A 24327-nucleotide genomic window follows, 5' to 3' on the forward strand; every position below is an offset into this window, starting at 1 on the left:
TTTTTATGCTTATGAAGAAAGTTCACCAGCGCGCAGACGCCCGCTTTTTTCGTAAACATCTTTCAGCATGCGTACAGGTTGTGTGCGCACAGCCGGTTTGGCGGAGACAATCTCATTCGGTCCGACAACCACGATTTCATCCGCCGTTCCTTTGACAATGGCACCATCTTTGATAATGGCACCTTCACCAATGATGGCGCGTTCGATGTGAACACCGCGGCCTAACCGTGCATTCGGCATGATCACGCTGTCTTTAACCTCAGAACCTTTACCAACTTCGGCTCCGCAGAAAATAACAGAACGCTCAGCCCGGCCATCAATGGCACAGGATTCATGGATCATGGAATGCAGGAGCTCAGCACGTGTCTGACGTGCTTTGTATGCACTTGGTTTAGTTCTCCACTCACGAGTAAACATCGGCCAGTCTTCTTTTTGCAGGCTCCAGTCTTCATCGTTATGAAGCAGATCCATGTGCGCATCCCATAAACTCTTCACGGTACCCACGTCTTTCCAATAACCATTGAAGTTATATACGAAGAGAGGGGTGTTCTCATTCAACATTTGAGGAATCACATCTTTACCGAAGTCATGGCTGGATTCCGGATTAGCGGCATCTTCGAGCAAGTGGCGCTTCAGGTATTCCCATTTGAACATGTAAATGCCCATGGAAGCCAGATTACTTTTCGGTTCCGCCGGTTTCTCGGCAAACTCGGTAACTCTCAGATTCTCATCCGCTGCCATAATGCCGAAGCGATGGGCTTCTTCCCATGGAACTTCCATAACGGAGATCGTCGCTACCGCTTCATTAGCGGTATGAGCTTCCAGCATTTCACGATAATTCATATGATAGATATGGTCACCCGACAAAATTAGAACATTTTCGGGGTTTTGTTGGTCAATATAGTCAATATTTTTATAAATAGCATCCGCGGTTCCCAAGTATTCGTCATTTCCTGTATGATAAGATGGAAGTAAGGAAATTCCTGCCTCACTTGAAGTACCATGTCCCCAAGGTTCTCCTCCACCAATGTGATCATGTAATGAATCAGCTTGATACTGCGTCAGAACACCTACGGTGTCGATGCCTGAGTTTACGCAGTTGCTGAGAGGAAAATCGATAATCCGGTAGTGCCCGCCAAACGGTACAGCGGGTTTTGCGATACTTGAGGTTAAAGGGGCTAATCGCTTCCCTTCTCCTCCCGCCAACAGCATAGCGATGCAATCTTTATTAAACATAATCGTTTCCCTCCCAAGATATTTGTCCAGTGTAGTACATACATAAACGCAATGCGGAGCTATTGAAACGATGTATACTGTAAAAATCCTGAAAAATTACAACATTTTTTTACACACCGCATTTTTCTTTTCAACTTGGCTAGAATGGGGTAATGGTTAATGTTATATCTATTTTCTGGAGAAGAAGGTGATCTCTTGGCCATTCAACCGTTAACAAACCCGGAAATTTCACCGGAGCACATTTATTTGTTTCATGAAGGAAGCCTTCATCACAGTTATCGAATAATGGGCGCACAGCCTGCGATCGAAGATCATCGTCAGGGGTATCGTTTTACCGTGTGGGCTCCGAATGCCACAGAAGTTGGACTGGCTTTAGACCGTAATGGTTGGAAAGGTGAACAGGAACCTTTATATAAGATACCCGATTCTGGATTTTGGAGTCGTTTTATTCCTGAAATCAGTGAAGGAACTTTATACAAATTCCGTATATTAACGGAAGATGGTACTGAATTGCTTAAAGCAGACCCTTATGCTTTCCAGGCGGAAGTTCGTCCGCGTACGGCATCGGTCACCAGCTCCATTGAAGGTTACAAATGGAATGATGGCGCATGGAGACGCAAACAACGAGGCGTGTATAACAAACCTCTACATATTTATGAAATGCATGCTGGAACCTGGAAACGGAAAGAAGACGGAACTCTTTACAGTTATCGTGAACTTGCGGAATTGCTTGTTCCTTATTTATTGGAGATGAAATATACCCATGTTGAGATGATGCCCCTGAGTGAACATCCTTACGACCTTTCGTGGGGGTATCAGAACACTGGATTCTTTGCGCCAACCAGCCGTTATGGGCATCCTAAAGATCTGATGTATTTGATTGATACGCTACATCAGGCAGGTATAGGCGTATTGCTTGATTGGGTCCCCGCGCATTTTGCCAAGGATGCTCATGGCTTGCGTTTGTTTGATGGAACGCCCTTGTATGAATATGCAGATCCATTGTTAGCAGAGAGACCAGGTTGGGGCACACTTAGCTTTGACTACTCTAAACCTGAAATTCGTTCGTTTTTGATCTCGAATGCGTTGTACTGGATGGAGATGTACCATTTCGACGGACTTCGGGTCGACGCCGTAACCAGTATGCTTAAGTTGGATTTCGAAAAGCAGCCAGGTCAATACCGAACGAATAATGAAGGTGGCCTGGAAAACAAGGAAGCTGTTGCTTTTTTGCAGCAGTTGAATGAAACAGTCTTCAAGTACTTTCCCTATGCGCTGATGATGGCAGAAGAATCCAGTGCATGGCCAATGGTTACTTCACCAGTAGATCAGGGTGGGCTAGGTTTCAACTACAAATGGAACATGGGTTGGATGAACGATACACTTGATTACATGGAATCCGATTTTCACGAACGTCCTTCCAAACATCATTTGCTGACATTCCCGGTCGTATACTCCTTTGCTGAAAATTACGTGCTTCCTCTGTCTCATGACGAGGTCGTTCATGGCAAAAAGTCGCTCCTAGACAAGATGCCAGGAACATACGAGCAGAAGTTTGCCGGCATGCGTGCCTTCATGGGGTACTTTATGACTTTCCCAGGCAAAAAACTGCTGTTTATGGGTGGAGAATTCGGCCAGTTTATCGAATGGAAAGATGAAGATCAACTGGACTGGTTTTTGCTGAACTACGACAGTCACCGTAAACTCCACAAGTTTGAGCGGTATCTGTCCGAGCTATACTTGGGCGAAAAAGCTTTGTGGGAGCTTGATCATTCCTTTGACGGTTATGAATGGATCACTCCGGATGATCAGGACCAAAGTGTCATTTCATATGTGCGCAAAGGAAAAAAACCTGCGGATACACTCCTTGTGCTCATTAACTTTCAGCCAGTCAAGCGGGAGCGTTACCGGATTGGTGTCATGCGTCCCGGTATGTATACCGAAGTTCTGAACAGTGATCATTCCGATTACGGCGGATCAGGCATTATCAATGATATGCAGCTTACTACTGAAAAGATTCCTTTTCATGGGCAACCACATAGTTTGGAAGTTGTTTTGCCACCGCTAAGCGTAGTTATTTTAAAAAAGAACACACGTCGGAAAACGGATGCATTGCCCCTTGAAGTTCAATCCGTTAGAGCAAAAGCCAGTACCACTAGAACCAGTAAAACCACAGAAAGCACTACAGTTAAACCCAAAAGGAGGACGAAGGCATGAATATTCTATTTGCTGCTGCTGAAGTACATCCATTTATCAAAACAGGAGGCCTTGCTGACGTCATCGGCGCATTACCACAGGCATTAAAGAAGAGTGGGGCAGATGTTCGTGTCATTTTACCCAAATATAAGGGCATTCCGGATGAGTATAAAGAGGCAATGGAGTCTATCATTACGACAGATATTCCTCTTGGTTGGCGCAGACCGTATTGTGGAATAGAGATGCTTGTCCATGACGGGATTCCTGTCTACTTTGTGGACAATGAATACTATTTTGGACGGGATGGCGTGTATGGGTATATGGATGACGGGGAGCGTTTTGCCTTCTTCAATCGTGCTGTTCTCGAGGTGCTGCCGCAAATTGAGTTTAAGCCGGATGTGCTGCACAGTCACGATTGGCACGCGGGGATGATTCCTTTACTACTGGAAGCTCACTATGCTCATGATCCTTTTTACAGTGAAATGAGAACGGTTTTTACGATACATAACCTGTTATATCAAGGTGTGTTTCCACATGATTTATTCAGTGATCTGCTTGAGCTGGATGATCGGTATTTCACGGTGGATGGGGCAGAATATTATGGCAATGTCAATTTCCTGAAGGCAGGAGTCGTTTTTGCGGATCATGTAACAACTGTCAGCCCTACCTACGCCAAGGAAGTACAAACCTCCTACTATGGCTATGGTCTGGATGGATTACTCAGTTCCTTGGGCGATCGTTTCAGTGGGATTGTTAACGGTATTGATACCAAGAGTTACAACCCTGCAGCGGACAATAAAATTGCGGTTAAATACAGAACCAGCCTGTCCAAGAAAATCGAGAACAAGATCGAGCTGCAAAAGGAATTAGGATTGCCAGTACGTCCGGATGCTCCACTTATGGTGATGGTTACAAGGCTAGTGGATTCCAAAGGTTTGGATTTGGTATGTCGTGTACTGGATGAATTATTGTACTATGACGACATTCAATTCACAGTATTGGGTACCGGGGATCCGGCTTATGAGCACTGGTTCCGTGAGGCAGCTAATCGTTATCCGCTGAAAATGTCTGCTCAGATTACCTTCAATGATGGGTTATCTCGCCGCTTCTATGCCGGCAGTGATCTGTTCTTGATGCCATCGAGGTTCGAGCCATGTGGCATTAGCCAATTGCTTGCACTCCGTTATGGCAGTGTACCACTTGTCCGGGAAACAGGGGGTCTGAACGATACGGTGCAGGCATACAATGAATTCAGCGGTGAGGGGAATGGATTCTCTTTCACCAGTTTTAACGCCCATGACATGATGAACACCATTCGCCGCGCCGAGAAGTTTTACCGTCAGCCCGAGCACTGGAAAAAGATCGTGAAAAATGCAATGAGCGGAGACTACAGCTGGAACGTCTCAGCTGAAGAGTATATGGATATTTATCGCCGAATAACGCTTGAATCTGTGAAATAGTTTTGCACAAATGAGCCGCAGTATATTTGTACTGTGGCTTTTTTGTACGATCATAAGAGGAGGCGAATTTAAAATGAACAACTACATTAATTTTACCTCTGATTACAATCCTAATTTGCAGGCTCTAAGCAGTGTCGACGGATATAAAGCCGTCAAAATTAATGAAATGTTTGGCCAGATCATGGGAAATATTGCCGCTGTACAATCCACGCTGACAGGCAGTTTTATTAATGTGAGGAGTTTTGCTCCCGGAGATGGAAGCGATCAGACAGCCCAGATTAAAGCTTTTTTTGACTCAGCACAAGAAGGTGATGTTTTATTATTTACGCCAGGGCACTATAAAGTTGTCAAGACGGGCTGGTTCTATACGTTTAGTGGAAGGTCTGTTATCATCAAAGCGTTGCCAGGCGCAATATTGGAGGTCTCCGATCAGGGAATCAGAATCGAAGGAAGCAATCATGTAGAGATAAGTGGCTTGACCTTGGTTCGTACGACTCAAGCAGCTTGGAGTAAAAATAAGACAGGTTTATACATCGAGAATTCGAGCAATGTACTATTGCAGCATAATGATATTAGTAAATTTACCGATGGCATTGGAGTGAATGGTTCCAGCAGTCAAGACAATCCCGCCCGAAATGTCGTCATAAGAAACAATAAGCTTCATCACTTGGGAGAGGAACCGATTGCAGTTCGAAGTCATTTGGTTTTTGTGGTGATTCGTGAGAATGACTGTTATCGCTATCTTGGGGATGGCATCCTGGTCAAGGGAACATGGCATGTTTCGATCATCGATAACTTTCTACACACGCCTGTATTATCCAGTGATTCGGATTTTGCTTCTTTTTCAGGCGGACAACAAGTAAATCATATGCCTACAGTCGGTGGTGGGATTACCTGTAACAATGAGGGAGGAGAGACTGGAGCCAAAAATCTGCACATACATGGCAATAGCCTGATTGGAACAGCATTTGGTGTTGGGCTTATCGGTTTTGAAGGTGCCTTTGTAACCTCCAATGTCTTTAAGAATATCAAAATCACGTCTGTTATTTCAGTATCTTTCCTTCCCTCCCAATATAATCCCAACGATTTAAGCAACCATCTGTTTGTAATCCAGGGAAACCTGATCGACACCATCTCAAGGCCAAGTGCTACTGCTGCCATAGAAGCGAAAACCAGTACAGGTGCAGAAGGCATGGACATCGGAATTATATCAGACAACATTATTATTCCAAGAGGTAAACACTGGGGAATTGTGGCGGATGGTCATATTATCGTAAAAGGCAATTATATTGCCCAAGCGGGGATAGCAATGGATATTGCCAATGGAGTGATTGCATCGAGCAACATCATTGAGCCAGGCTTTGAGACGACCAATCCTGACCGGATGGTCAGTTTGCATAATGATTGTACCTTTTCTCACAATTCAGTTGCAGGAAAAGGCACATGTATTCAAGTTCGTGGCTCCAACAATATCGTCACTGGAAATCGCTTGAAATATGAGGGAACATGGTGGGCAGTGCATCTGGACATGGTTAATAATACGGTGGAGGGCAACATCATAAGAGATAACATGCTGATGGTTGCGGCAAGTGCGACGGGACGTTATCTCTTTGGTGCAAGTCTCTTTACAAATGGGAAAAACATAGTCGTTGATCTGGTTAAAGACAATAATGGAACGCTATATCAATTAATAAATGAAATTGTCATGCTTGGTCCAAATTCTACGCGGTGGAAAATAACCATAGATGCAAAAGGGGATTTGAAAACGACGAAGTTATAGCCTAAACTTGAGCTCTTTGTCAGAAAACTCCTGAGCATCCGATGATCATTAAAAGGTTATTCAATTCTTCAGGAGTTTTTCTGGCAAGTAGTTAGCTCGGTTCCAATTGTCTATACAAAATACGGTATCCGTAAGGATCAAGTTTAATATTCATCACTCCATTGGTGGGAACAACAGCATCTTCGGTTAGAGCATCCTTCCAGTCCTTGGTTTCCATCGGATGTGACAGTGTACGTTCTAGCGGAGTATTGTTCATCCACACCGTAAAGTGAAGAGAGTCATCCATACGTTCATAAATGATGCATGGATCATTGTGATCGGCCTTCAAAAAACGGAAGCGGCCTTTGCGAAGAGCCTCATTACTTTTCCGCAAATCAATCATCAGGCGATAGAAGTCATAAAGCTCCTTATCTTGCTTGGCAGGGTCCCATTGCATGCATTTACGGCAATCCGGATCACCTTCTCCACGTATACCAACCTCATCCCCATAGAATATACAGGGCGTACCAATATAAGTGAAAAGAAACACAACCGACAATTTCAATCTGCGTTTGTCTTCTCCGGCCCGAGTAAGCAGACGTGGGGTGTCATGACTGCACAGCATATTGAAGATGACTTCATTCGTCTGTTGCGGGTAACGCATAATGAGTGAGCCCATCTCGTTAGCGAAGTTATAACCATCCATCGAACCACAAAAGAATTCAAGCACCTTGTCAGCAAAAGGGTAGTTCATTACGGAATCAAATTGATCTCCCATAAGCCATGTCAGGGAATCACTCCAAACTTCGCCTACAATATAGGCTTCCGGATTGGCGGTTTTGACTACTTTGCGGAAATCACGCCAGAAATGGTTATCCACTTCATTCGCAACATCGAGTCGCCAACCGTCTAGTTTAATCTCCTTGATCCAGTATTCAGCCACATCAAGCAAATAGTCTTTTACTTCGGGATTGGCGGTATTGAACTTGGGCATATTGCCATAAAATCCAAAGGTATCGTAGGTTGGTATACCATCCTTGATCTGCACCGGATATTCATTAATATGAAACCAGTCTGCATATTTGGAGTTTTTGCCGTTCTTCAGGACATCCTGAAAAGGAGGGAAGTCTTCGCTGCAATGGTTAAATACCGCATCCAGCATGACACGGATTCCGCGGCGATGACATTGTTCTGCTACTTTTTTGAGCATTTCATTGTCCCCGAATTGAGGGTCTACTTTTTTATAATCAACGGTATCGTATTTATGGTAAGAGTTTGCTTGGAACAGAGGGGTAAAGTAGATGGCGTTAACACCGAGTTTAGTCAGATCATCCAAGTGATTGAGAACACCTTGCAGGTCTCCGCCAAAGTAGTTATCCAGTTCAGGTCGGCCGCCCCATTCCTGAGTTCCTTCCGGGTTCAGATCGGGATTACCATTGGCAAACCTTTCGGTCATGATTTGGTAGAACACAGCTTCTTTAGCCCATTCGGGAACCTTAAATACATCAATTTCATGAATGTAGGAAAATTCATAATATCCTCCTGTAGGATACGGGGGAGTATAATGAATTCCGTTATCAGCCAAATAAATATTTTCGGTACCGGCGGTTATGCGAAAGATGTAAGTCAGACGTTTGAATTTGGGCTTAACTGCAGTTTCCCAGTAATCAAACATATTGTCGGAAGCCGCTTTTTCCAATTGAATTTCCTTATAGGTTCCATTCCAATCGTATTTATCACCAGTCAGTGCAGTCACATATTGTACATCGTCTCTCTTCGTTCGTACACGCAGGTGAATCGTCGAGGGATTATAAGCATAAGCCCATTTATCGCGGGGAACGTGATACATCGCTTCGAGCAGCATGACAACACCTCCTGAGCTCAAGATAAAGTTATAGCTATAAATAACCAAGTTAGACAGCATGTGAACCATTAGAGCAGCCGCTAAATGTAAGTATTTCAACACTTTTCAACGTTTTCTTTTCACAGCATTTCCAGCTTGTGTCCGTATATACGTATTAATGATAAAACAAAAGGGTGCTCCTTAAGACCCGAAATGCAGGTCCTGCAGAACACCCTGCTGCAAATACGCAGCATTTTGCGAAAAACTTAGCGACTTGCTTGCTTAAACTCTGTTTGAATGGTTTGCAGCAGCCCAGGCTGTGTAAGAACATCATAAGCAGTTGCAGCAATTGCCTTGGCTCCAAGGATCATACCGTCCAGGGCCCGTTCCTGTAACGCCAGATCCCGGAATTCAATGGAATGAAGCGTATGAACTTCGTCCACAACACGGATATATGGGTGGATCGCAGGACAACGCAAGGATACGTTACCAATATCCATAGAACCATGGTCGTTACCACTCACGATCTCCTCTTGAGAAATACCCAGTTCAAGCAGATTAGCACTAAAAGCAGCAGATAACGATTCATTCGTGACCATCTCATCATAGGAAGTCTCATAATTAGATGTAACAAGCCGGCATCCCGTTTGCAAAGCAGAACCTTCCGCGATCTGAATTACGCGTTGAGTGAGAATATTCAACTCTTTTCTCGTCGAGGCACGTACATAGAATTGTGCTGAAGCGTAGTCAGGTATGATGTTGGCTGCCTGTCCTCCGCTATTGATAACCCCATGAATACGAACCGTGCTTTTCACTTGTTGACGGAACGCATTAATGCCATTAAACGTCTGGATTACTGCATCCAGGGCGTTAATGCCTTCATGTGGACTTGCAGCAGCATGTGAAGATTTCCCATGGAATTCAAATTGTACAGCATCAATAGCCAGGGAACTGCCAGATTTCTCATAGGCGTAATAAGGGTGCGCCATTAGTGCGACATCACAGTCATCAAACAATCCTGCTTCAGCCATAGGCACTTTGGCCCCACGCGTTTCTTCCGCTGGCGTACCGAACACTTTTAATGTTCCGCCGACTTCATCCAGTATGGACTTCAGACCTACCGCAGCCCCGATGCTCATCATACAGATTAGATGGTGCCCACAAGCATGACCGATTTCCGGAAGTGCGTCGTATTCACATAACAGGGCAATCGTCGGACCTGGTTTGGAAGCAGCATACGTACCGATAAATGCGGTGTCCAAACCAAGGACAGGAGCTTCTACAGAAAAACCATGGTAGGCAATTTCTTCTTTTAACCGAGCAGAAGCAAGGTATTCTTCGTTACCAAGTTCGGGATTGGCACCAATGTATGATGAAATCTCCTTAAAACGGGAAGCATATTGGTCAATAACAGTTAGTATTTGTGTTTTGGTATGTGTCATGATGGACTCCTTAAGCAAAAATGAAAATAATTCAATAATTATATCATAGTTGCGGTTATTTTTCAGAAACGGGCTGTAATCGAATCCTGTCGAAATGCATTGCATAATCATGCATTCTACTTTATAATGACTCAGGCATCAACAACAGAAAGCATACAAAGTATTATAAGGGGAGAACAGGGTTGAAATTGATTAGTCGTTACACCATGATGCTGCTAGCTTTTGTGGTCTTGCTAACTACGGTTGCACCTGTTGCGATGGCAACGGGAACTACAAGCAATTCAGGCAGTAAAAAGCTGGTGCTCGGTACAAGTGCCGATTTTGCACCATATGAATTCCATAAAGTGATTGATGGTAAAGACCAAATTGTCGGATTTGATATTTCGATTGCTAAAGAAATTGCTGCCGATCTTGGCGCAGAACTTGTAATAGAGGATATGGGTTTTGACGGACTTCTTCCTGCGTTGCAGAGTGGTCGGGTGGATATGGTCATCTCGGGAATGACGCCAACGGATGATCGTAGACAAAGCATTGACTTCTCCGATACCTATTATAAATCAAAGCAAGTCATCATGGTTCGCAGTGCGGATAAAGATAAATATCCAACCATGGCTGATCTGGAAAATGAAAAAATTGGTGTCCAAAAAGGCTCCATTCAGGAAACGATTGGCCAGGGGATCCCAGGCGCAAAATTGACAGCACTTGATAAAATATCTGATATCGTACTGCAATTGCAGACCAATCGTGTAAATGCTGCAATCGTTGAGGATACAGTAGCTGCCGGTTACCTGGATGACGTGATTGGATTAGCTCCAGCTATTCCGGATGAAGAGCAGGCCGAAGCGGCAATCGGGATACGTAAGGGCAATACGGAATTGCTGAATGCAGTGAACGGAACGCTCGAACGTCTGAAAAGCGAAAATAAAATCGATCAGATGGTTACTGAAGCAAGCAAGTTGATGGCAGAGAAGAGTAAACAAAACATTTTCCAAGTATTCTGGCAGTACAAAAGCTTTTATGCAACAGGTGTAGGTTACACCCTCTTACTGTCTGCACTCGGTGTAATATTCGGGGTAATTATCGCTTTAATCATCTGTCTGTTCCGTCTACATGACTTCGCCATTTTGCGCTGGATCGGAACAGCTTATGTTGAGGTCATTCGTGGGACGCCAATGCTGGTACAATTGATGATTATCTATTACGGTGTATCATTGACCTTTGGGATTAATTTCTCGGCTCTTCAGGCGGGGATTATCACACTATCCATTAATAGTGGTGCCTATCTTGCCGAGATTTTCCGTGCTGGTATACAGGGTGTGGATCGAGGCCAGTTGGAAGCAGCTCGTTCCCTGGGAATGGGTAGAGGTGCGGCCATGCGCTTCATTGTGCTTCCACAAGCGTTCAAAGCGGTGTTGCCGGCGATCGGTAATGAATTCGTGACTATTATCAAGGAATCCTCGATCATCTCGGTTATTGGTATGGTGGACATTATGTACCAGGCAAGTGTAGTCAAAAACATTACGTACCAAGGAATGAATCCATTCCTGATTGCAGCGGCCATTTACTTTGTGCTGACGTTCATTTTGTCCAAGCTGCTGGGTCGACTGGAAAGGAAGTTGAGTGCAAGTGATAGACGTTAGACAATTATACAAATCATATGGAAATAACGATGTGCTCAAGGGCATTAATGTAACAATTGGCAAAGGCGAGGTTGTCGTGGTCATCGGTCCGTCCGGATCGGGGAAAAGTACATTTTTGCGCTGTTTGAACCTGCTGGAGCAGCCGACTTCAGGCGAAATTAATTTTGAAGGTGTGTCGATCACTGACCCCAAACATAACATTAATGCAACTCGTGAAAAAATGGGGATGGTATTCCAGCATTTCAATCTGTTTCCGCACAAAACGGTGCAACAGAATATTACGATTGCTCCCATTAAAGTGAAAAAACAATCTGCACAAGAAGCGGAACAAATCTGCGCAGATTTGCTCAAGACGGTTGGCCTGTCTGACAAAAAGGACGCTTATCCAAATCAGCTGTCCGGTGGACAGAAACAACGGATCGCTATTGCAAGAGCGCTTGCGATGCAGCCGCATGTCATGCTCTTTGACGAGCCAACGTCTGCACTGGACCCTGAAATGGTCGGTGAAGTACTGGATGTCATGAAGCGGCTTGCAGAGGGCGGCATGACTATGGTTATTGTAACCCATGAGATGGGCTTCGCACGCGAAGTAGGAGACCGTATCCTGTTCATGGATGGCGGGGTTATTGTAGAAGAAGGAACGCCTGCTGAAGTGTTTGGCGAGCCCAAGCATGCACGTACACGTGACTTCCTCGCTAAAGTGCTCTAATACCATCCAATAATAAGGATGAAGATCAAGATGAAAATGCAAAATCTATACTTTGGATGAGAATTTCATCCCCTCAACAATCCCTGTCGACGAACCGTCGGCAGGGATTGTTTTGTTATGTAAGGATACGCACGGAATTACATAAAAAGTAACGTTTCTGTCATCAATGATTAAAGCTCAAATAGACATTTATTTGAAAAAACGGCTTGAATTCAGCCTGAATATTGAAGTGAATTAGCCAGATGGTAACATTTACTACAACCCCTGGTTACAAAATTGTGATATATTTGTTCCTGCCGAAACTTCCGGAGTTGGGAGTGTGGGGGATGTAACGATGCAGAGTGTGCTAGGGGAAGAATTATTTGCACACGGCTTGGGGTGAATTAGGGCTACATAAATTCTTAAATGTAATTGAACCTATAGGGTGGTTTCCTCCATCCGAATCCGACAACTAACTTCGCAGGCATAATGAGGGAGGAAGACCATGATTAACAAGAAACGTATAGCCAAAACAGCAACAGCTTTGCTGACAGCAGCAATGCTCATTCAGGCCGTTCCGGCTCATGCTGATTCAGTTCATGTGGCCAAAGAGGGGGATACCTTCTACACCTTATCCAAACAATATGGAGTTGGACTTAACGCTCTTATTAAAGCTAATAATGACATTTCAGCTTACAACATTTATGGTGGTTTGAAAATTACGATCCCTGGTAAAACAACGAACACAGCTTCTGCTGCAGCAGCAAAAACGGAGGCCAAAACGGTAACTGCCGCAAGCCTTGACGTTAATGCAGATAGTAAAGTTGTACAAGCCTGGGGAAAAACGTTTGATTACAGCAAAGCTGTCGACGTCAAAGCAACAGCATACTCCGCTGATGCTTCCGAAAATGGAGGATGGGGTGCTGTGGATTACTTCGGTAATCCGCTTGAATTGGGTACCATTGCAGTAGACCCAAGTATCATTCCATTGGGTACAAAGGTACTGGTGACAGGTCATACACATCCAGGACTGCCAAAACAGGCATTTGTCGCTACGGCTCGTGATGTGGGCAGTGCCATTAAAGGACACAAGATCGATATCTTTATTCCTGGCAGCAAGCAATCCGTGAGCACATTTGGTATTCAGGATGTTGAACTTTACATTTTGAAATAAAATCAAAGCGAGCTGCACATCATCATATGTGACTCCAACTTAATCTAAATTAAACAATAAAGGGTGTTCTCCAATCACAATAATGTGATTGAAGAGCACCCTTTTGAATATCCATTGCCGTATCAAATCTATTTACCCTTTGGCAGTTCCAGCATTTCGTCCAAAGTCACCAGCTCGTACCCGCGGTTTCGCAATTCTTCAATAACTTCAGGCAACGCCTCGATCGTACCACTCAGCTTCGATCCTACACCGCCTCCTGCATGCTGCAGAACAATGGAACCTGGTTTGACGGCGGACAGGATGTTTTGTTTGACTTCCTCTTTGGAGAGGCCCTTCCAGTCCAGAGAATCAACATTCCAGTTCACGATGCTGTAATGTTGCTTGGCTGCCCATTGGAGCTGTTGCTCGTTAATGTCACCATAGGGTGGACGAATCATTTTGGGAGTGTAACCCGCTAGATTTCGAATAATATCCCCGGTATGTAAGATTTGTTTGCGAAATGCATTCATGGTTAGCTTGCTGAATTCCGGGTGATTGTAGCTGTGATTGCCCACAATATGCCCTTCTTTTATCATACGTTTCACCAGATCCGGATGTTTCTCAGCGCGATTTCCTACAATGAAAAACGTAGCCCGCACCTTGTATTTTTTTAGAATATCCAGCACCTGCGGTGTGAACCGTGGATCAGGAACATCATCAAAAGTCAGAGCGACCTTTTTTGTTGAGGGGCCATTGGTTTTGAACGTATCCGCATATTTCTGTCTGAGTTGTCCTAGAGTCAACTGTTCTTCTTCAGGAGAATCAGACTTCGAAGCAGGTTCGGTTTGCGGGCTTGAAGAAGCCCATAACTGAGCAGGAGTATAACTTCCTCCCAGAAGAATGACCATGATGGATAACATGATGAGGCGTATACGCATGTTCGTGCCTCCTTTTCCCAAATTGCGTTCTCTTTGGTATGCCCGGGGCCATCCGTATTTATGCATGATGTGAGATGTTTCACTGCTGATTCATTAAATCGGAGCCATAATTCCACCATACATATACATATTGAAAAGGACAGGTGGAGCAAAATGAGTACATACGATTTAAACTCCGTTCGTTTACAGGTGATTGAGGCAGGGGAAGACAAAGTGTTTATGGTAACTGGAGGAAGATCACATATTGGAGCAGTAGCCACATTTTATCCAGACCGTGAACGAGTGAGTGGGGCTACGGTGCATATTCCAGGGCATAAAGAACAAGAGTTGTGTGAGAGACTGGCACGTAAGGCTGCCCTTCATTTAAAGGTAACCGTTACCGTAATAATGGGAATTCACTTTGATGAAATTACGCGGATGCAGATTGATGAGATTGTGCAGACTGCAGAGAAGCTGCTTGATGAAGAGCTGTGCCAAACGGGTCGATTGATTCAATAGTTCCATTTAGGCTAAGCACGCTAAAATCGTTTTTTATGATTTTTTTTGTTAAAATTGAAACGAGTAGAACATTGCCACGTATGTATGATTATATACAAGGATGAACTATCGACTAGGAGGAATACCATAATGTCCATTTTCAAACGATTGCGCGATTTAACGATGTCTAACATTAACTCTATTATTGACAAGGCAGAAGATCCGATCAAAATGACGGATCAATATATCCGGGATATGCAGGAAGATCTGGAAGATGCGGAGAAAGCTGTTGCTGCACAAATCGCCATTGAGAAGAAATTCAAGCAGCTGTTTGAAGAACAGGAAGCTCTCGTGAAGAAACGTGAGGAGCAAGCACATACAGCAGCGCGTGCACAGAATATGGATTTGGCTCGTCGGGCATTGGAAGAGAAGAAGGTCGCTGAAGAGAAGATGGCCGAGTACAAAACAAGCTATGATCAAAACAAGGCTTCTGCCGATAACCTTCGTGGCAAGCTGGACGAAATGCGCAAACAATTGACGCAAATGAAAAACAAACGTGAAACATTGGTTGCGCGCTACAACGCTGCAAAAGCTCAAACCGAAATCAACAAGGCGCTGAACGGATTTGGCTCCGACACTGCAAGTGCCGGCATGAAGCGCATGGAAGAAAAAATGATGCAGATGGAAGCACAGGCCGAAGCCAGCAATGAGATGTCATCAAAAGGAAAATCGCTGGATGATGAGTTCGAGAAGCTGGGCAAAGATCAGGCTGTTGAGGATGAACTGGCAGCACTGATGAAGCAATACGAAAATAAGAACTAAAACCTTGTAAGCAAGCAGGGACACCAGCGGAGGAGAGACCAGCGTTTCTCCTTCGCTTTTAATTGCGGTTCATGTTGAGATGTGGGGGCTATGTAAATGGATTTGAACATTTTGGCAATGCTGGTCTGGACGTTATCGGGTTCGGTTTTGCTGTTTGTCTTAATGTATGTGGATTCTTTGTTCACGAAGTATAAGGATTTTGCTGAAGTGAAGGCGGGCAATATGGCCGTTACAACACGTATGGTTATGAAGCTGTTTGCTCAGGGATATGTACTCGCCACCTCCATTTCGACAGCCGGTCATCTTGGAGAAGCGTTGTTGGTATCCGTTGTTTCATTTATTATTTTGCTGATTCTGGAGAGTGTGGTTCACTTTATGATTCGGAGATGGGCCAACCTGGATCTGGATACGGGAATACAGCAGGGCAAGACTGGTTATGGTTTGTTCTCAGGTGCACTACATATCGTGGGCGCATTAATTATTGCAGCTTGTTTATAAGATAAAGAACAGGAGTAATGGGTATGAGTGTGTGGAAACGGATTAAAGGGATAATAGCCAAACCTGAACCGCCTAAGGTAGAGAAAACAATGCTTCAGCTGGCACCTGGTGATATCTGTGAAGTTTCGCTGGTCACCTATGAAGTTGTTGGGCGGGTACATCATCGAGCGCGAAATGCAGCTGTACTCACGTTGCAGGATGGTACGGCAATCCGACATTTGCATATTGAAGAACGGGAAATGACCCGGTATGCCCTCTATACACCAATTGATGGCCGTCTCGATGCACCAGACGAGGTGCCTACGTTGCTGGATCTGGACGGACGTGCGTATCATTTGGAGGAAGAATACGGAGGAATGGTAACCACTGCAGGCAGGACACCCTATGGTCAGGCTGGGGAACAATTAGTATGGCAATATCAGTCTGATGATAACATGTTTTTGCGTGTGGAGTGGCAAGACAGAAGATTTACGCTGTATGAAGGTGAGTCCATTCTTCCTGCGGATATCAAAGTGATTCGTTCGAGCTAGGAGAGGTTCCAATGAAAAAGCGCTTGGCACATGCATTAAAATTAATGCTGGTCCTCAGCCTTGTGATGTCGCTGCTGTCCGCGTGCGGAGCACCATCCGTTCAGGACACATATCCGCTTGAATCGGTCAGCGGCAGTGGTAATACGACATCCTATGTGTACCGAGCTGCCGATCGTACCGTTCCAGAGGTTGCTCAGGATTTATCTGAACAGCGGAAGCCGGATCAGATCTCGGCGGAAAATACAGAGCGGATGTTCCTGGTGTATCAGGACCAGTATTATCATTTGCAGCAAGACCCGAATAAAGCGGAAGACACCTTGGTTGAGGTGGATTCAAAGGAATATGTTCGGCAGAATTATGATTCGTCCTTTTTGCAAGGTTATTTAACCGCAACATTAATCGGTAATTTGTTTGATTCGTTCGGGGGTAGAGGGTCCGGTACGTATCGGGGTTATACGAACAAGGACACGTACAAACCAAGAGAAGGTTCCTATCGGACACCGACGAGCAGCGATAAAAAGGTTGCTCCGCCCATTACCGTTGACCGGAAAGGGTCGATTACCCGTCGTGGCAGCGATAAGGATTCAAGCGTAGGCTCCGGTGGAGGATTATTCAGCCGGAATAAGGAACAAAGCAAAGGCACAATTGATCGTAATAAAAGTAGTGGCGGCCTTGGAGGATTATTTGATTCACCGAAGAGTTCCTATAAAAAACCCAAAACGAGGGTTGGCGGCGGCCGAATCATGAGGCGTAGGTAGCGCTCCTCATGAATGGGGCCCGCAATATTAAAGCATTAGCAGAAGAACAGTGAAAAGGTAAGGTGGAGCGAGCTATGCCACTGAACATGACCTTGGACGCTGTTCTTTTTGTTTTACGATTTGCGGACATGATGGGACTTTCGAACACGAGGAATGGTTGTGGCAGGTTGTTTGCGAATCCAGCGGATATAAGGAGCGATGCGCTCATCTTTCCTTAGAGCCTGTATCTCAGTTAAACCTAAGGTAATAATATCGCGATTGGTATACAGAGAATGAATCTGTTTGTGGCAAGGGATGCAAAGATCTACAGTAGGCATATGTGTTCCGCCCATTTCTTTCGGTGTCAGGTGATGGACTGTTGTCTCGACAGGCTCCCTTCCACATAATTCGCATCGTTGGTTCATAAAGGTCAGCTCCTTTTCTCTTACATATTATGGTCTGTCCATTCGTCTTTCATGTGAATGATATGTTGGAGAGTACTTGTCATGACCTAGCTTTCGGGCTACACTTTTTAATATGAACAAATGATCCAGGGAGGTTCTATTACCATTGAAAATAAATTCACATTCAACGGATATGACGACTGCAAAATTTATCCGTAAAGCTATACAAGTACCGGATGCGCAGGCGAAAGTTGCTGCTCATGTCAGTTCGGGTTCAATAGAAAAAGTAACACTTGAGCAAGCACATGGTCGAACGCTTGCTGAGACGATTCATGCTCCCCATCCTTACCCATTCTTTCGTCGTTCCGGAATGGATGGGTTCGCGATTCTAAGTTCGGATACGATTGAAGCATCCAGCGAGCAGCAGATTTGGCTCCGTATCATTGATGAAATTCCATGCGGGTATACATCGGATCTTACGATTACATCGGGTACAGCTGCTCGGATCATGACAGGAGCTCAGGTACCGGAAGGTGCAGATGCTGTTGTTATGATGGAGATGACTGAAAGTAAAGAAGAGCATGGGGAACAATGGATTGCTCTGAAGCGCCATATTCAGACTGATGCTAACATTACCCCAATTGGATTGGAAGTTCATGAGGGCCAATTGCTGCTGGAAGCAGGAACGATTATTCAGGCAGGTGAACAATCCGTGCTGGCGACATTCGGCGTAGGTCAAGTGCCTGTATACAAACGCCCCAAGGTAGCCATTTTTGCAACAGGTACAGAGTTGTTGGAAGTGGACGAGCCATTGCAACCCGGGCGTATTCGGAACAGTAACAGTTATATGCTTCGGTCTCTGGTCGTTGAAGCGGGTGGCGAACCGGTTATGTATGGTTCGATTGCAGATGATGTGGATACCGCACGTACGAAGCTTACAGAAGCGCTTGAACATAATGATATGGTGGTCACAACAGGTGGAGTATCGGTTGGAGATTATGACATTATGGGGGACTTGGTTCGGGAAGGGAATATGGAGATGCTGTTTAACAAAGTGACCATGCGTCCCGGCAGTGTTACGACGGCTGCAGTGGTTAATGACAAGCTGCTATTTGCACTTTCGGGCAATCCGGGGGCTTGTTTTGTCGGCTTTGAGTTGTTTGTTCGTCCAACAATTCGTTCGATGCAGGCTGATGCTCATCCATATTTGGAAGAATGGACAGCCATATTGGATGATGACTATACAAAGGTCAACAATTTCACGCGCTTTGTACGCGGACGGACAGAGATACGTAACGGAATGGTATATGCTAAACCTTCTGCCTCGCGTGTGGACGAATCCAGTGTCATGATTACTATTAAAGATAGCGATTGTCTGATCGTTGTTCCGCCCGAGAAAAAAGGCATTCCTGCGGGGGAACAGGTTCGAATTCTCAGACTCCCCACAGGTCATGTCAGGTAGGTCATACATGTCTGAAATAAGAAGTACTTCACCACATATCATACAGATTGTTGGATATAAAAACTCAGGCAAAAGCACTTTAATTGCTGCGCTTACCCGGTACCTTACCTCTGCTGGACGAAGAGTGGCTGTAATAAAACATGATGGACATGATCATTTTGAGATGGATCACGAAGGAACCGATTCCTACAGCTTTGCTCAAGCAGGGGCCGATGCAATCGTTGTTATGTCGGAGAAACGTACTGCACTCATTGAAAGACAAGCGACGCCGTTGGAAAACATGATAAAATATCTGTCTGCCTACGACTGGATTCTCATTGAGGGATACAAACTAGCACCATATCCCAAATTGATCATGGTCCGTGAAGAGAAAGATCTTTCTCTAATAGAGACGTTACAGGATGTAATCGGGATCGTTTCATGGCTGGATCTGGAGCATGACAAGAGAGAATGTATGGAGGATAGTGAGGGCCCCGTTTGGCATTCTGTTCATGAGGCAGAGGATATAGCAAGATGGCTGGTTTCGCGTGAATGTCATGAAGAGAAAAGAAGATTATGACGAAATAATTATTATGTAAAGTGAATGATATGAAATGTAAGGAAAAGAGTGTGTTTTCATTAATCTTGCGAAGCCATAGATATGAAGAAGCGATCCTTGCAGGACATTCTCCTGAAAGAATCGCTTTTTTAAGTTACATTTTAATGAGCTAATGAATCGAATTTATGCTGAACTGCATAAATAGGCTACATCCCATCATCTGTACGACGTTCAATTGCTTCAGACATCGTTTTATCTGTAAGGTGCGCGTAAATTTCGGTTGTTTCTGTAGAAGCGTGTCCAAGCTGTTCTTTTGTTTTATAGATATCATTTTGCAGATAATAATCGGTTGCAAAAGAATGGCGCAATTTATGCACTGTCAGATACGGCTTGCCGAATTGTTTGGCGTACTTCATGATCATGGCTTGTATGGCCCGTTTGGTCATCCGACTTCCTTCGGAATCTCCATTGCGAAGAGCGATAAACAACCCTTTTTCCCGTTTGGGTGTGCGGTAACGTGACTGGCGCAGATTGATATAAGTTGCGAGTTCATCTTTGGCTTGTTCTCTAAAATACACGGGCGTCTTAAACGTCTCATCATTATTACCTTTGCGATATACATACAGCAGCTTATTGTTGAGATCCAGATCATCCACGTTCAGGTTCACCACTTCAGATACACGCAAACCCGAATTCAGAATGAGGCTGGCAATGCAGGCATCCCGTTCTTTGTTTAGCTCGTGTGAGTAGATCGCCTGTTTGTTCTTTTCCATATCCACGGCATATCCTTCAAGGATGTATCCGATAAATTCCAGTAACTCTTCTTCTTCCAGAAGTTTACCCTTTAATTTGGCTGCTGTATCTTTGGGTTTATGGGTACGTTTGATCTCAATCTTCGCCATAATATTTCGTTTCAGCAGTGGATAGAAATCTTCGTCTTCCGCAATCTGACTTAAATAATGAAAGAGCGAACGAAGGGAAGAAAGCTTGCGGGATACCGTGATTCTGGAGTTGGCTCCTTCACGCTTGGTGGCCAGAAATAATCGATAAGATGTTACTGACTCCATTCGAAGGACTTCCAGTTCAAGCAATGTAACTTCCTTATTGGAGCTTGCTTCGGATAATCCTTCCGCTCGTAACCAGCCAAAGAAGGCTTCATAATCCCTTAAATATTCAAGCAAAGTTGAAGGAGATAAATCAGGTAATTTATAGTCAATGAATTGCTGAACGAACCAAGGCATGGAAGGCAGTTTGTCATCCAGCTTGCGTCGGTCAATCTCTTTTTGCACATTGGTCAAGTTCGGCACCCCCATGTTAAAATAATTTCTAAAATATGCTATATCCTAGTTTACCATATTTAGATCGTCACAGCCTGTTCACGGAACCGGAATAACACACATCTATGCTTCCTTGCCCTTGGCGGTGTAAAGCTTTAAAGTATGAGTTATAAGTAGAGCAGAGGAGGTGAACCGGATGAATATAAAAATAGAGCTGGTTCCCCGGGAACGCAGTCAGGTGATTAGGCACTTAATGCAATTTTATCTGTATGATTTTACTAAATATTTGAATATTGATGTGGATAGTAACGGTATTTTCCCGGAGTATCCCGGATTGGACGCTTTTTGGTCAGAGGAAGACCGTAAGTTTCCTTTTTTGATTACAAGTGATGAGGCACCAGCAGGGTTTGCGTTAGTAGAGCGTTGTGAACCAGGTAGCAAGGATAATGACTACTATTTGACTGAGTTTTTTGTAATGCAGAAATACCGGCGTAGTGGAGTGGGTACCCGGGCAGCTTATGAGCTGTTTGAACGTTTTCCGGGAAGGTGGAAAGTAACCCAGGTTCGCAACAATGTCATTGCTCAGGCATTCTGGCGAAAAATCATAGGGGAATATACGGGAGGCCGCTTCCGTGAGAAATTTCATCCTGAACTGGGGAACCCGAGTCAGTTCTTCGTAACCTGATTCAACGGATGTATCCGTGTTGGAGGAAATAAAGTAAGATGAACAAGTGGGTGTAATACCCAACAAAAGGGTAATACATACCGAAGACTAATTTGTACTATATGTACATTCATTATCTGTACCCAAATTCACGAAGCTTGGAGGAAATGATCCATGGAACTGCGTAATTACGGAAACACTGGCATGAAAGTAAGTACACTTGGGTTTGGTGGAGCGGAGATCGGCAAGAACGTATCCAAAGCAGATGTAGAAACATTGCTTAACAGTGCGTTGGATGCAGGGTTAAACGTCATTGACACGGCTGAATGTTACGGGGATAGTGAAGAGTTAATTGGAGATGTGCTATCACATCGCAGAGACGATTATTATTTGTTTACCAAATGTGGACATGCCGCTGGGGTAGATGGCCCGGATTGGGACGCCAAAGTATTAGAGCAAACGATTGACCGTAGTCTTCGACGACTAAAAACGGAATACGTTGATGTAATCCATCTTCATAGTTGCTCTGAAGAAGTACTTCGGCAAGGAGCAGTCATTGAAGTGCTGCAACGAGCCAAGGAAGCTGGGAAAACAAGATTTATTGGATATAGTGGCGATACGACAGATGCACTTTATGCGATTCAGACAGGTGTGTTCGACAGCTTGGAAACCTCGCTGAACATTGCTGATCAGGAAGCCATCGATCTGACGTTGCCAGAAGCGAGAAAGAGAAATATGGGGGTTATTGCCAAACGTCCCATTGCCAATGCGGCATGGACGTATGACTCGCTTGCGGAAGAAGCATATCCCTTTGTATACTGGAAGCGCTTGAATGAACTTGGTTATGGTTTTCTGGGCGAAGATGCACAAGCAGCCGTTGAAACGGCATTACGTTTTACGCTCAGTACAGAAGGGGTAGACACGGCGATTGTGGGTACAGCCAAACCTAATCGTTGGCAGCAAAATGCGGATCTTGTCGCCAAAGGAGCTCTGAGTAAGGAGTTATATGACGAGATTAGAGAACGTTGGAAAGAAATAGCGGGAGCTGACTGGACTGGACGAACTTGATTTTTTCAGCTTTCAGCTATAAAAATAGCATGATAACTACAAAGTCGCCTTAAAGGCGGCTTTTTTATTGGCAACAACCTTATATTTTCACTATATGAAAAATTCACAATAAAAAGAGCGTACTGGCTATGTCCATAGGGAGGGGGTGCTTTCGCCAGATTTCCATCCAAGAATTAAAGGGGAATTTAATCGTGTAGCTTCAAATGTTAACTCACGGCACCTTATCTTCGTACACTATATTATTATTTCAATATATGAAAAATTCACAATAGTAAGATCAGTTTACGCTCCCCATTTCATATCTGCATCTCCACTGCATCATCACCCCAGCTCGTTATAACGAACTGCTTTATCCTAAGCTCAATGTCAACACTGTTTGTGATTAACATTGCAAGATTTAGAGGTGAAATGGGATGGCTAAAATAAAACGCAAAACAAATCTTCGGATAAGCAGAAAGAAATCCCTACGCGCGGCTGTACGTCCTGCGTAGGGATTTGGTTGGCTCATATATGCTTAGAGCGATTTATAGTCACGAATAATGACATCTATGACATGCTTTCCCCAGTTCGAGGCTTCGGAGCCTGGTTCATTCCAAGCGTAGGAGATGAGTGCTTTCCACAAAGCCCAGCCACGGGCACGATTAACCGTATCTTGGTCAACATTCATGCAGCTTAGAAAAATTTCGCGACTTACATCATCAAAAAAGTTCCAGGCTGTCACAAGATCACTAGAAGGATCGCCCACACCCATAGTTCCAAAATCAATAACCCCGCATAATCGTCCATCTTGCACGAGCAGATTACCTACTGCAACATCACCATGGATCCATAACGGTGCAGCTTGATATTTCGTTGCCAGGGCAAGCTCCCATATTTCAGTCATGAGCTTTGGATCGTATTCGCTGGATACCTTTTCAATGACGGTTCTTGTATCTGTATCGTAAACCGCTAAGTCCCCGCCGCGATGAAAATTTTGAATGCCTGCGGGTATTCCTTGACTAGCATCAATGGCTTCGAGTTCCCTCAGAAATTTAGCGAGGTCTTCGGCAAAAACGCTTAGGTCGAGTACGTTGGTATGCGTGACGGTCTCACCTGCAATCCATTGGTTGATCGACCAGGGAAGGGGATAGTCGTCCGAAGGTTCACCTTTTGCAATGGGAGCTGGAATGGGCCAGGATAGTTGAGGCTTGAAAACTGGAAGCCACTTCAGTTCTTTTTCTACAGCAGAGGCGTAACGTTCGTGACTTGGTAAACGAATTGTCATTTCGTCACCCAATCGATAGGTGCGGTTATCGTGCCCGCTTTTTTCTACGGGGGTTATCGTTAAGCCTTTCCACTTCGGAAATTGACTATCAATTAATTGACGTACCAATTCAATCGTAATTTCAAACATGTTCTCGCCTCATTTCCTATTAAATGGGTGGCTTTTAACGTTAGTACATGAATTTTAACAATTTGTCTTGATCTTATCAAAGGGAGAAAATCGTTCAAAACA

The 24327-nt window shown here is 44.5% G+C and carries 22 protein-coding genes and 1 riboswitch; of the genes, 15 read left to right on the top strand and 7 right to left on the bottom strand.

Annotated features, from left to right (window positions below):
* Window positions 1-9: 9 nt before the first annotated feature.
* Window positions 10-1236 carry a glucose-1-phosphate adenylyltransferase gene (locus tag ACR1R9_RS08545; RefSeq protein WP_433921338.1) on the bottom strand — a complete coding sequence of 409 codons (1227 nt, stop codon included), beginning with the start codon at window positions 1234-1236 and terminating at the stop codon, window positions 10-12.
* A 159-nt stretch (window positions 1237-1395) separates the two neighbouring features.
* Between ACR1R9_RS08545 and glgB the strand changes: the two genes are divergently transcribed.
* The 3 genes from glgB to ACR1R9_RS08560 all read left to right on the top strand — a co-directional run bounded on the left by glgB (window position 1396) and on the right by ACR1R9_RS08560 (window position 6672).
* Window positions 1396-3453: a 1,4-alpha-glucan branching protein GlgB gene (gene glgB / locus ACR1R9_RS08550; RefSeq protein ID WP_433921337.1), complete on the top strand. Its 2058-nt coding sequence runs from the start codon at window positions 1396-1398 to the stop codon at window positions 3451-3453.
* A complete protein-coding gene (glgA, locus tag ACR1R9_RS08555; RefSeq protein WP_433921336.1) occupies window positions 3450-4892 on the top strand; it encodes a glycogen synthase GlgA in 1443 nt (480 codons plus the stop codon). Before glgB ends, glgA begins: the two co-directional genes overlap by 4 nt.
* A gap of 73 nt (window positions 4893-4965) precedes the next feature.
* Window positions 4966-6672, top strand: a complete 1707-nt coding sequence (locus tag ACR1R9_RS08560) for a NosD domain-containing protein (protein ID WP_433921335.1) — start codon at window positions 4966-4968, stop codon at window positions 6670-6672.
* Between the two features lie 91 nt (window positions 6673-6763).
* On the opposite strand, the gene ACR1R9_RS08565 is transcribed toward ACR1R9_RS08560, so the two are convergent.
* Both ACR1R9_RS08565 and ACR1R9_RS08570 read right to left on the bottom strand, forming a co-directional pair.
* The gene (locus tag ACR1R9_RS08565) at window positions 6764-8515 is read right to left on the bottom strand and encodes an alpha-glycosidase (RefSeq protein WP_076289141.1); all 1752 of its coding nucleotides are present in this window, start codon (window positions 8513-8515) and stop codon (window positions 6764-6766) included.
* Between the two features lie 245 nt (window positions 8516-8760).
* Window positions 8761-9936, bottom strand: a complete 1176-nt coding sequence (locus tag ACR1R9_RS08570) for a M20 family metallopeptidase (RefSeq protein ID WP_433921334.1) — start codon at window positions 9934-9936, stop codon at window positions 8761-8763.
* A gap of 182 nt (window positions 9937-10118) precedes the next feature.
* Between ACR1R9_RS08570 and ACR1R9_RS08575 the strand changes: the two genes are divergently transcribed.
* The 3 genes from ACR1R9_RS08575 to ACR1R9_RS08585 all read left to right on the top strand — a co-directional run bounded on the left by ACR1R9_RS08575 (window position 10119) and on the right by ACR1R9_RS08585 (window position 13438).
* Window positions 10119-11576: an ABC transporter substrate-binding protein/permease gene (locus ACR1R9_RS08575; RefSeq protein ID WP_433921333.1), complete on the top strand. Its 1458-nt coding sequence runs from the start codon at window positions 10119-10121 to the stop codon at window positions 11574-11576.
* Complete coding sequence (locus ACR1R9_RS08580) at window positions 11563-12285, top strand: amino acid ABC transporter ATP-binding protein (RefSeq protein WP_433921332.1); 723 nt, start codon at window positions 11563-11565, stop codon at window positions 12283-12285. Before ACR1R9_RS08575 ends, ACR1R9_RS08580 begins: the two co-directional genes overlap by 14 nt.
* Before the next feature lie 284 nt (window positions 12286-12569).
* Window positions 12570-12767: riboswitch (cyclic di-AMP (ydaO/yuaA leader) on the top strand.
* A 2-nt stretch (window positions 12768-12769) separates the two neighbouring features.
* The gene (locus ACR1R9_RS08585) at window positions 12770-13438 is read left to right on the top strand and encodes a 3D domain-containing protein (RefSeq protein ID WP_063562812.1); all 669 of its coding nucleotides are present in this window, start codon (window positions 12770-12772) and stop codon (window positions 13436-13438) included.
* 128 nt (window positions 13439-13566) lie between these two features.
* Here the strand turns inward: ACR1R9_RS08585 and ACR1R9_RS08590 are convergent, their stop codons facing one another.
* Window positions 13567-14355: a polysaccharide deacetylase family protein gene (locus ACR1R9_RS08590; RefSeq protein WP_099856259.1), complete on the bottom strand. Its 789-nt coding sequence runs from the start codon at window positions 14353-14355 to the stop codon at window positions 13567-13569.
* Between the two features lie 153 nt (window positions 14356-14508).
* Here ACR1R9_RS08590 and ACR1R9_RS08595 point away from each other — a divergent pair, with 153 nt between their 5' ends.
* From ACR1R9_RS08595 to ACR1R9_RS08615, 5 genes are all read left to right on the top strand, one after another.
* The gene (locus ACR1R9_RS08595; protein ID WP_076289145.1) at window positions 14509-14853 is read left to right on the top strand and encodes a hypothetical protein; all 345 of its coding nucleotides are present in this window, start codon (window positions 14509-14511) and stop codon (window positions 14851-14853) included.
* A 129-nt stretch (window positions 14854-14982) separates the two neighbouring features.
* Complete coding sequence (locus tag ACR1R9_RS08600) at window positions 14983-15654, top strand: PspA/IM30 family protein (RefSeq protein WP_024634017.1); 672 nt, start codon at window positions 14983-14985, stop codon at window positions 15652-15654.
* 96 nt (window positions 15655-15750) lie between these two features.
* Window positions 15751-16152 (top strand): DUF350 domain-containing protein, encoded by a 402-nt coding sequence (locus ACR1R9_RS08605; protein WP_063562809.1) that lies wholly within the window; start codon window positions 15751-15753, stop codon window positions 16150-16152.
* Window positions 16153-16175: 23 nt separating this feature from the next.
* Window positions 16176-16682, top strand: coding sequence for a DUF4178 domain-containing protein (locus ACR1R9_RS08610; RefSeq protein ID WP_099856257.1), 507 nt, complete (start codon window positions 16176-16178; stop codon window positions 16680-16682).
* Between the two features lie 11 nt (window positions 16683-16693).
* Complete coding sequence (locus ACR1R9_RS08615; protein ID WP_076289147.1) at window positions 16694-17440, top strand: DUF4247 domain-containing protein; 747 nt, start codon at window positions 16694-16696, stop codon at window positions 17438-17440.
* A 113-nt stretch (window positions 17441-17553) separates the two neighbouring features.
* Here the strand turns inward: ACR1R9_RS08615 and ACR1R9_RS08620 are convergent, their stop codons facing one another.
* Window positions 17554-17844, bottom strand: a complete 291-nt coding sequence (locus ACR1R9_RS08620; RefSeq protein WP_099856255.1) for an HNH endonuclease — start codon at window positions 17842-17844, stop codon at window positions 17554-17556.
* Window positions 17845-18016: 172 nt separating this feature from the next.
* Between ACR1R9_RS08620 and ACR1R9_RS08625 the strand changes: the two genes are divergently transcribed.
* Both ACR1R9_RS08625 and mobB read left to right on the top strand, forming a co-directional pair.
* A complete protein-coding gene (locus tag ACR1R9_RS08625; RefSeq protein ID WP_076289353.1) occupies window positions 18017-19285 on the top strand; it encodes a molybdopterin molybdotransferase MoeA in 1269 nt (422 codons plus the stop codon).
* A 7-nt stretch (window positions 19286-19292) separates the two neighbouring features.
* Window positions 19293-19844 carry a molybdopterin-guanine dinucleotide biosynthesis protein B gene (gene mobB, locus ACR1R9_RS08630; protein WP_433921331.1) on the top strand — a complete coding sequence of 184 codons (552 nt, stop codon included), beginning with the start codon at window positions 19293-19295 and terminating at the stop codon, window positions 19842-19844.
* A 185-nt stretch (window positions 19845-20029) separates the two neighbouring features.
* Here the strand turns inward: mobB and xerS are convergent, their stop codons facing one another.
* The gene (gene xerS / locus ACR1R9_RS08635) at window positions 20030-21121 is read right to left on the bottom strand and encodes a tyrosine recombinase XerS (RefSeq protein ID WP_257018525.1); all 1092 of its coding nucleotides are present in this window, start codon (window positions 21119-21121) and stop codon (window positions 20030-20032) included.
* A gap of 175 nt (window positions 21122-21296) precedes the next feature.
* Between xerS and ACR1R9_RS08640 the strand changes: the two genes are divergently transcribed.
* Both ACR1R9_RS08640 and ACR1R9_RS08645 read left to right on the top strand, forming a co-directional pair.
* Complete coding sequence (locus ACR1R9_RS08640; protein ID WP_076289151.1) at window positions 21297-21785, top strand: GNAT family N-acetyltransferase; 489 nt, start codon at window positions 21297-21299, stop codon at window positions 21783-21785.
* Between the two features lie 153 nt (window positions 21786-21938).
* Window positions 21939-22832, top strand: coding sequence for an aldo/keto reductase (locus ACR1R9_RS08645; protein WP_099856251.1), 894 nt, complete (start codon window positions 21939-21941; stop codon window positions 22830-22832).
* Between the two features lie 514 nt (window positions 22833-23346).
* On the opposite strand, the gene ACR1R9_RS08650 is transcribed toward ACR1R9_RS08645, so the two are convergent.
* A complete protein-coding gene (locus tag ACR1R9_RS08650) occupies window positions 23347-24225 on the bottom strand; it encodes an aminoglycoside phosphotransferase family protein (protein ID WP_099856249.1) in 879 nt (292 codons plus the stop codon).
* Between the last annotated feature and the right edge of the window lie 102 nt (window positions 24226-24327).

The organism is Paenibacillus taichungensis (assembly GCF_050994985.1).
GTDB lineage: Bacteria > Bacillota > Bacilli > Paenibacillales > Paenibacillaceae > Paenibacillus > Paenibacillus taichungensis.

Excerpts from the sequence above, each read along its gene's own strand:
- glgA (WP_433921336.1), top strand. The coding sequence starts at position 3,450 with ATGAATATTCTATTTGCTGCTGCTGAAGTACATCCATTTATCAAAACA.
- ACR1R9_RS08560 (WP_433921335.1), top strand. The coding sequence starts at position 4,966 with ATGAACAACTACATTAATTTTACCTCTGATTACAATCCTAATTTGCAG.
- mobB (WP_433921331.1), top strand. The coding sequence starts at position 19,293 with ATGTCTGAAATAAGAAGTACTTCACCACATATCATACAGATTGTTGGA.
- ACR1R9_RS08640 (WP_076289151.1), top strand. The coding sequence starts at position 21,297 with ATGAATATAAAAATAGAGCTGGTTCCCCGGGAACGCAGTCAGGTGATT.
- ACR1R9_RS08565 (WP_076289141.1), bottom strand. The coding sequence starts at position 8,515 with ATGCTGCTCGAAGCGATGTATCACGTTCCCCGCGATAAATGGGCTTAT.
- ACR1R9_RS08585 (WP_063562812.1), top strand. The coding sequence starts at position 12,770 with ATGATTAACAAGAAACGTATAGCCAAAACAGCAACAGCTTTGCTGACA.
- ACR1R9_RS08590 (WP_099856259.1), bottom strand. The coding sequence starts at position 14,355 with ATGCGTATACGCCTCATCATGTTATCCATCATGGTCATTCTTCTGGGA.
- ACR1R9_RS08620 (WP_099856255.1), bottom strand. The coding sequence starts at position 17,844 with ATGAACCAACGATGCGAATTATGTGGAAGGGAGCCTGTCGAGACAACA.
- ACR1R9_RS08570 (WP_433921334.1), bottom strand. The coding sequence starts at position 9,936 with ATGACACATACCAAAACACAAATACTAACTGTTATTGACCAATATGCT.
- ACR1R9_RS08605 (WP_063562809.1), top strand. The coding sequence starts at position 15,751 with ATGGATTTGAACATTTTGGCAATGCTGGTCTGGACGTTATCGGGTTCG.
- ACR1R9_RS08615 (WP_076289147.1), top strand. The coding sequence starts at position 16,694 with ATGAAAAAGCGCTTGGCACATGCATTAAAATTAATGCTGGTCCTCAGC.
- ACR1R9_RS08625 (WP_076289353.1), top strand. The coding sequence starts at position 18,017 with ATGACGACTGCAAAATTTATCCGTAAAGCTATACAAGTACCGGATGCG.
- ACR1R9_RS08645 (WP_099856251.1), top strand. The coding sequence starts at position 21,939 with ATGGAACTGCGTAATTACGGAAACACTGGCATGAAAGTAAGTACACTT.
- ACR1R9_RS08545 (WP_433921338.1), bottom strand. The coding sequence starts at position 1,236 with ATGTTTAATAAAGATTGCATCGCTATGCTGTTGGCGGGAGGAGAAGGG.
- glgB (WP_433921337.1), top strand. The coding sequence starts at position 1,396 with ATGTTATATCTATTTTCTGGAGAAGAAGGTGATCTCTTGGCCATTCAA.
- ACR1R9_RS08650 (WP_099856249.1), bottom strand. The coding sequence starts at position 24,225 with ATGTTTGAAATTACGATTGAATTGGTACGTCAATTAATTGATAGTCAA.
- ACR1R9_RS08595 (WP_076289145.1), top strand. The coding sequence starts at position 14,509 with ATGAGTACATACGATTTAAACTCCGTTCGTTTACAGGTGATTGAGGCA.
- ACR1R9_RS08600 (WP_024634017.1), top strand. The coding sequence starts at position 14,983 with ATGTCCATTTTCAAACGATTGCGCGATTTAACGATGTCTAACATTAAC.
- ACR1R9_RS08610 (WP_099856257.1), top strand. The coding sequence starts at position 16,176 with ATGAGTGTGTGGAAACGGATTAAAGGGATAATAGCCAAACCTGAACCG.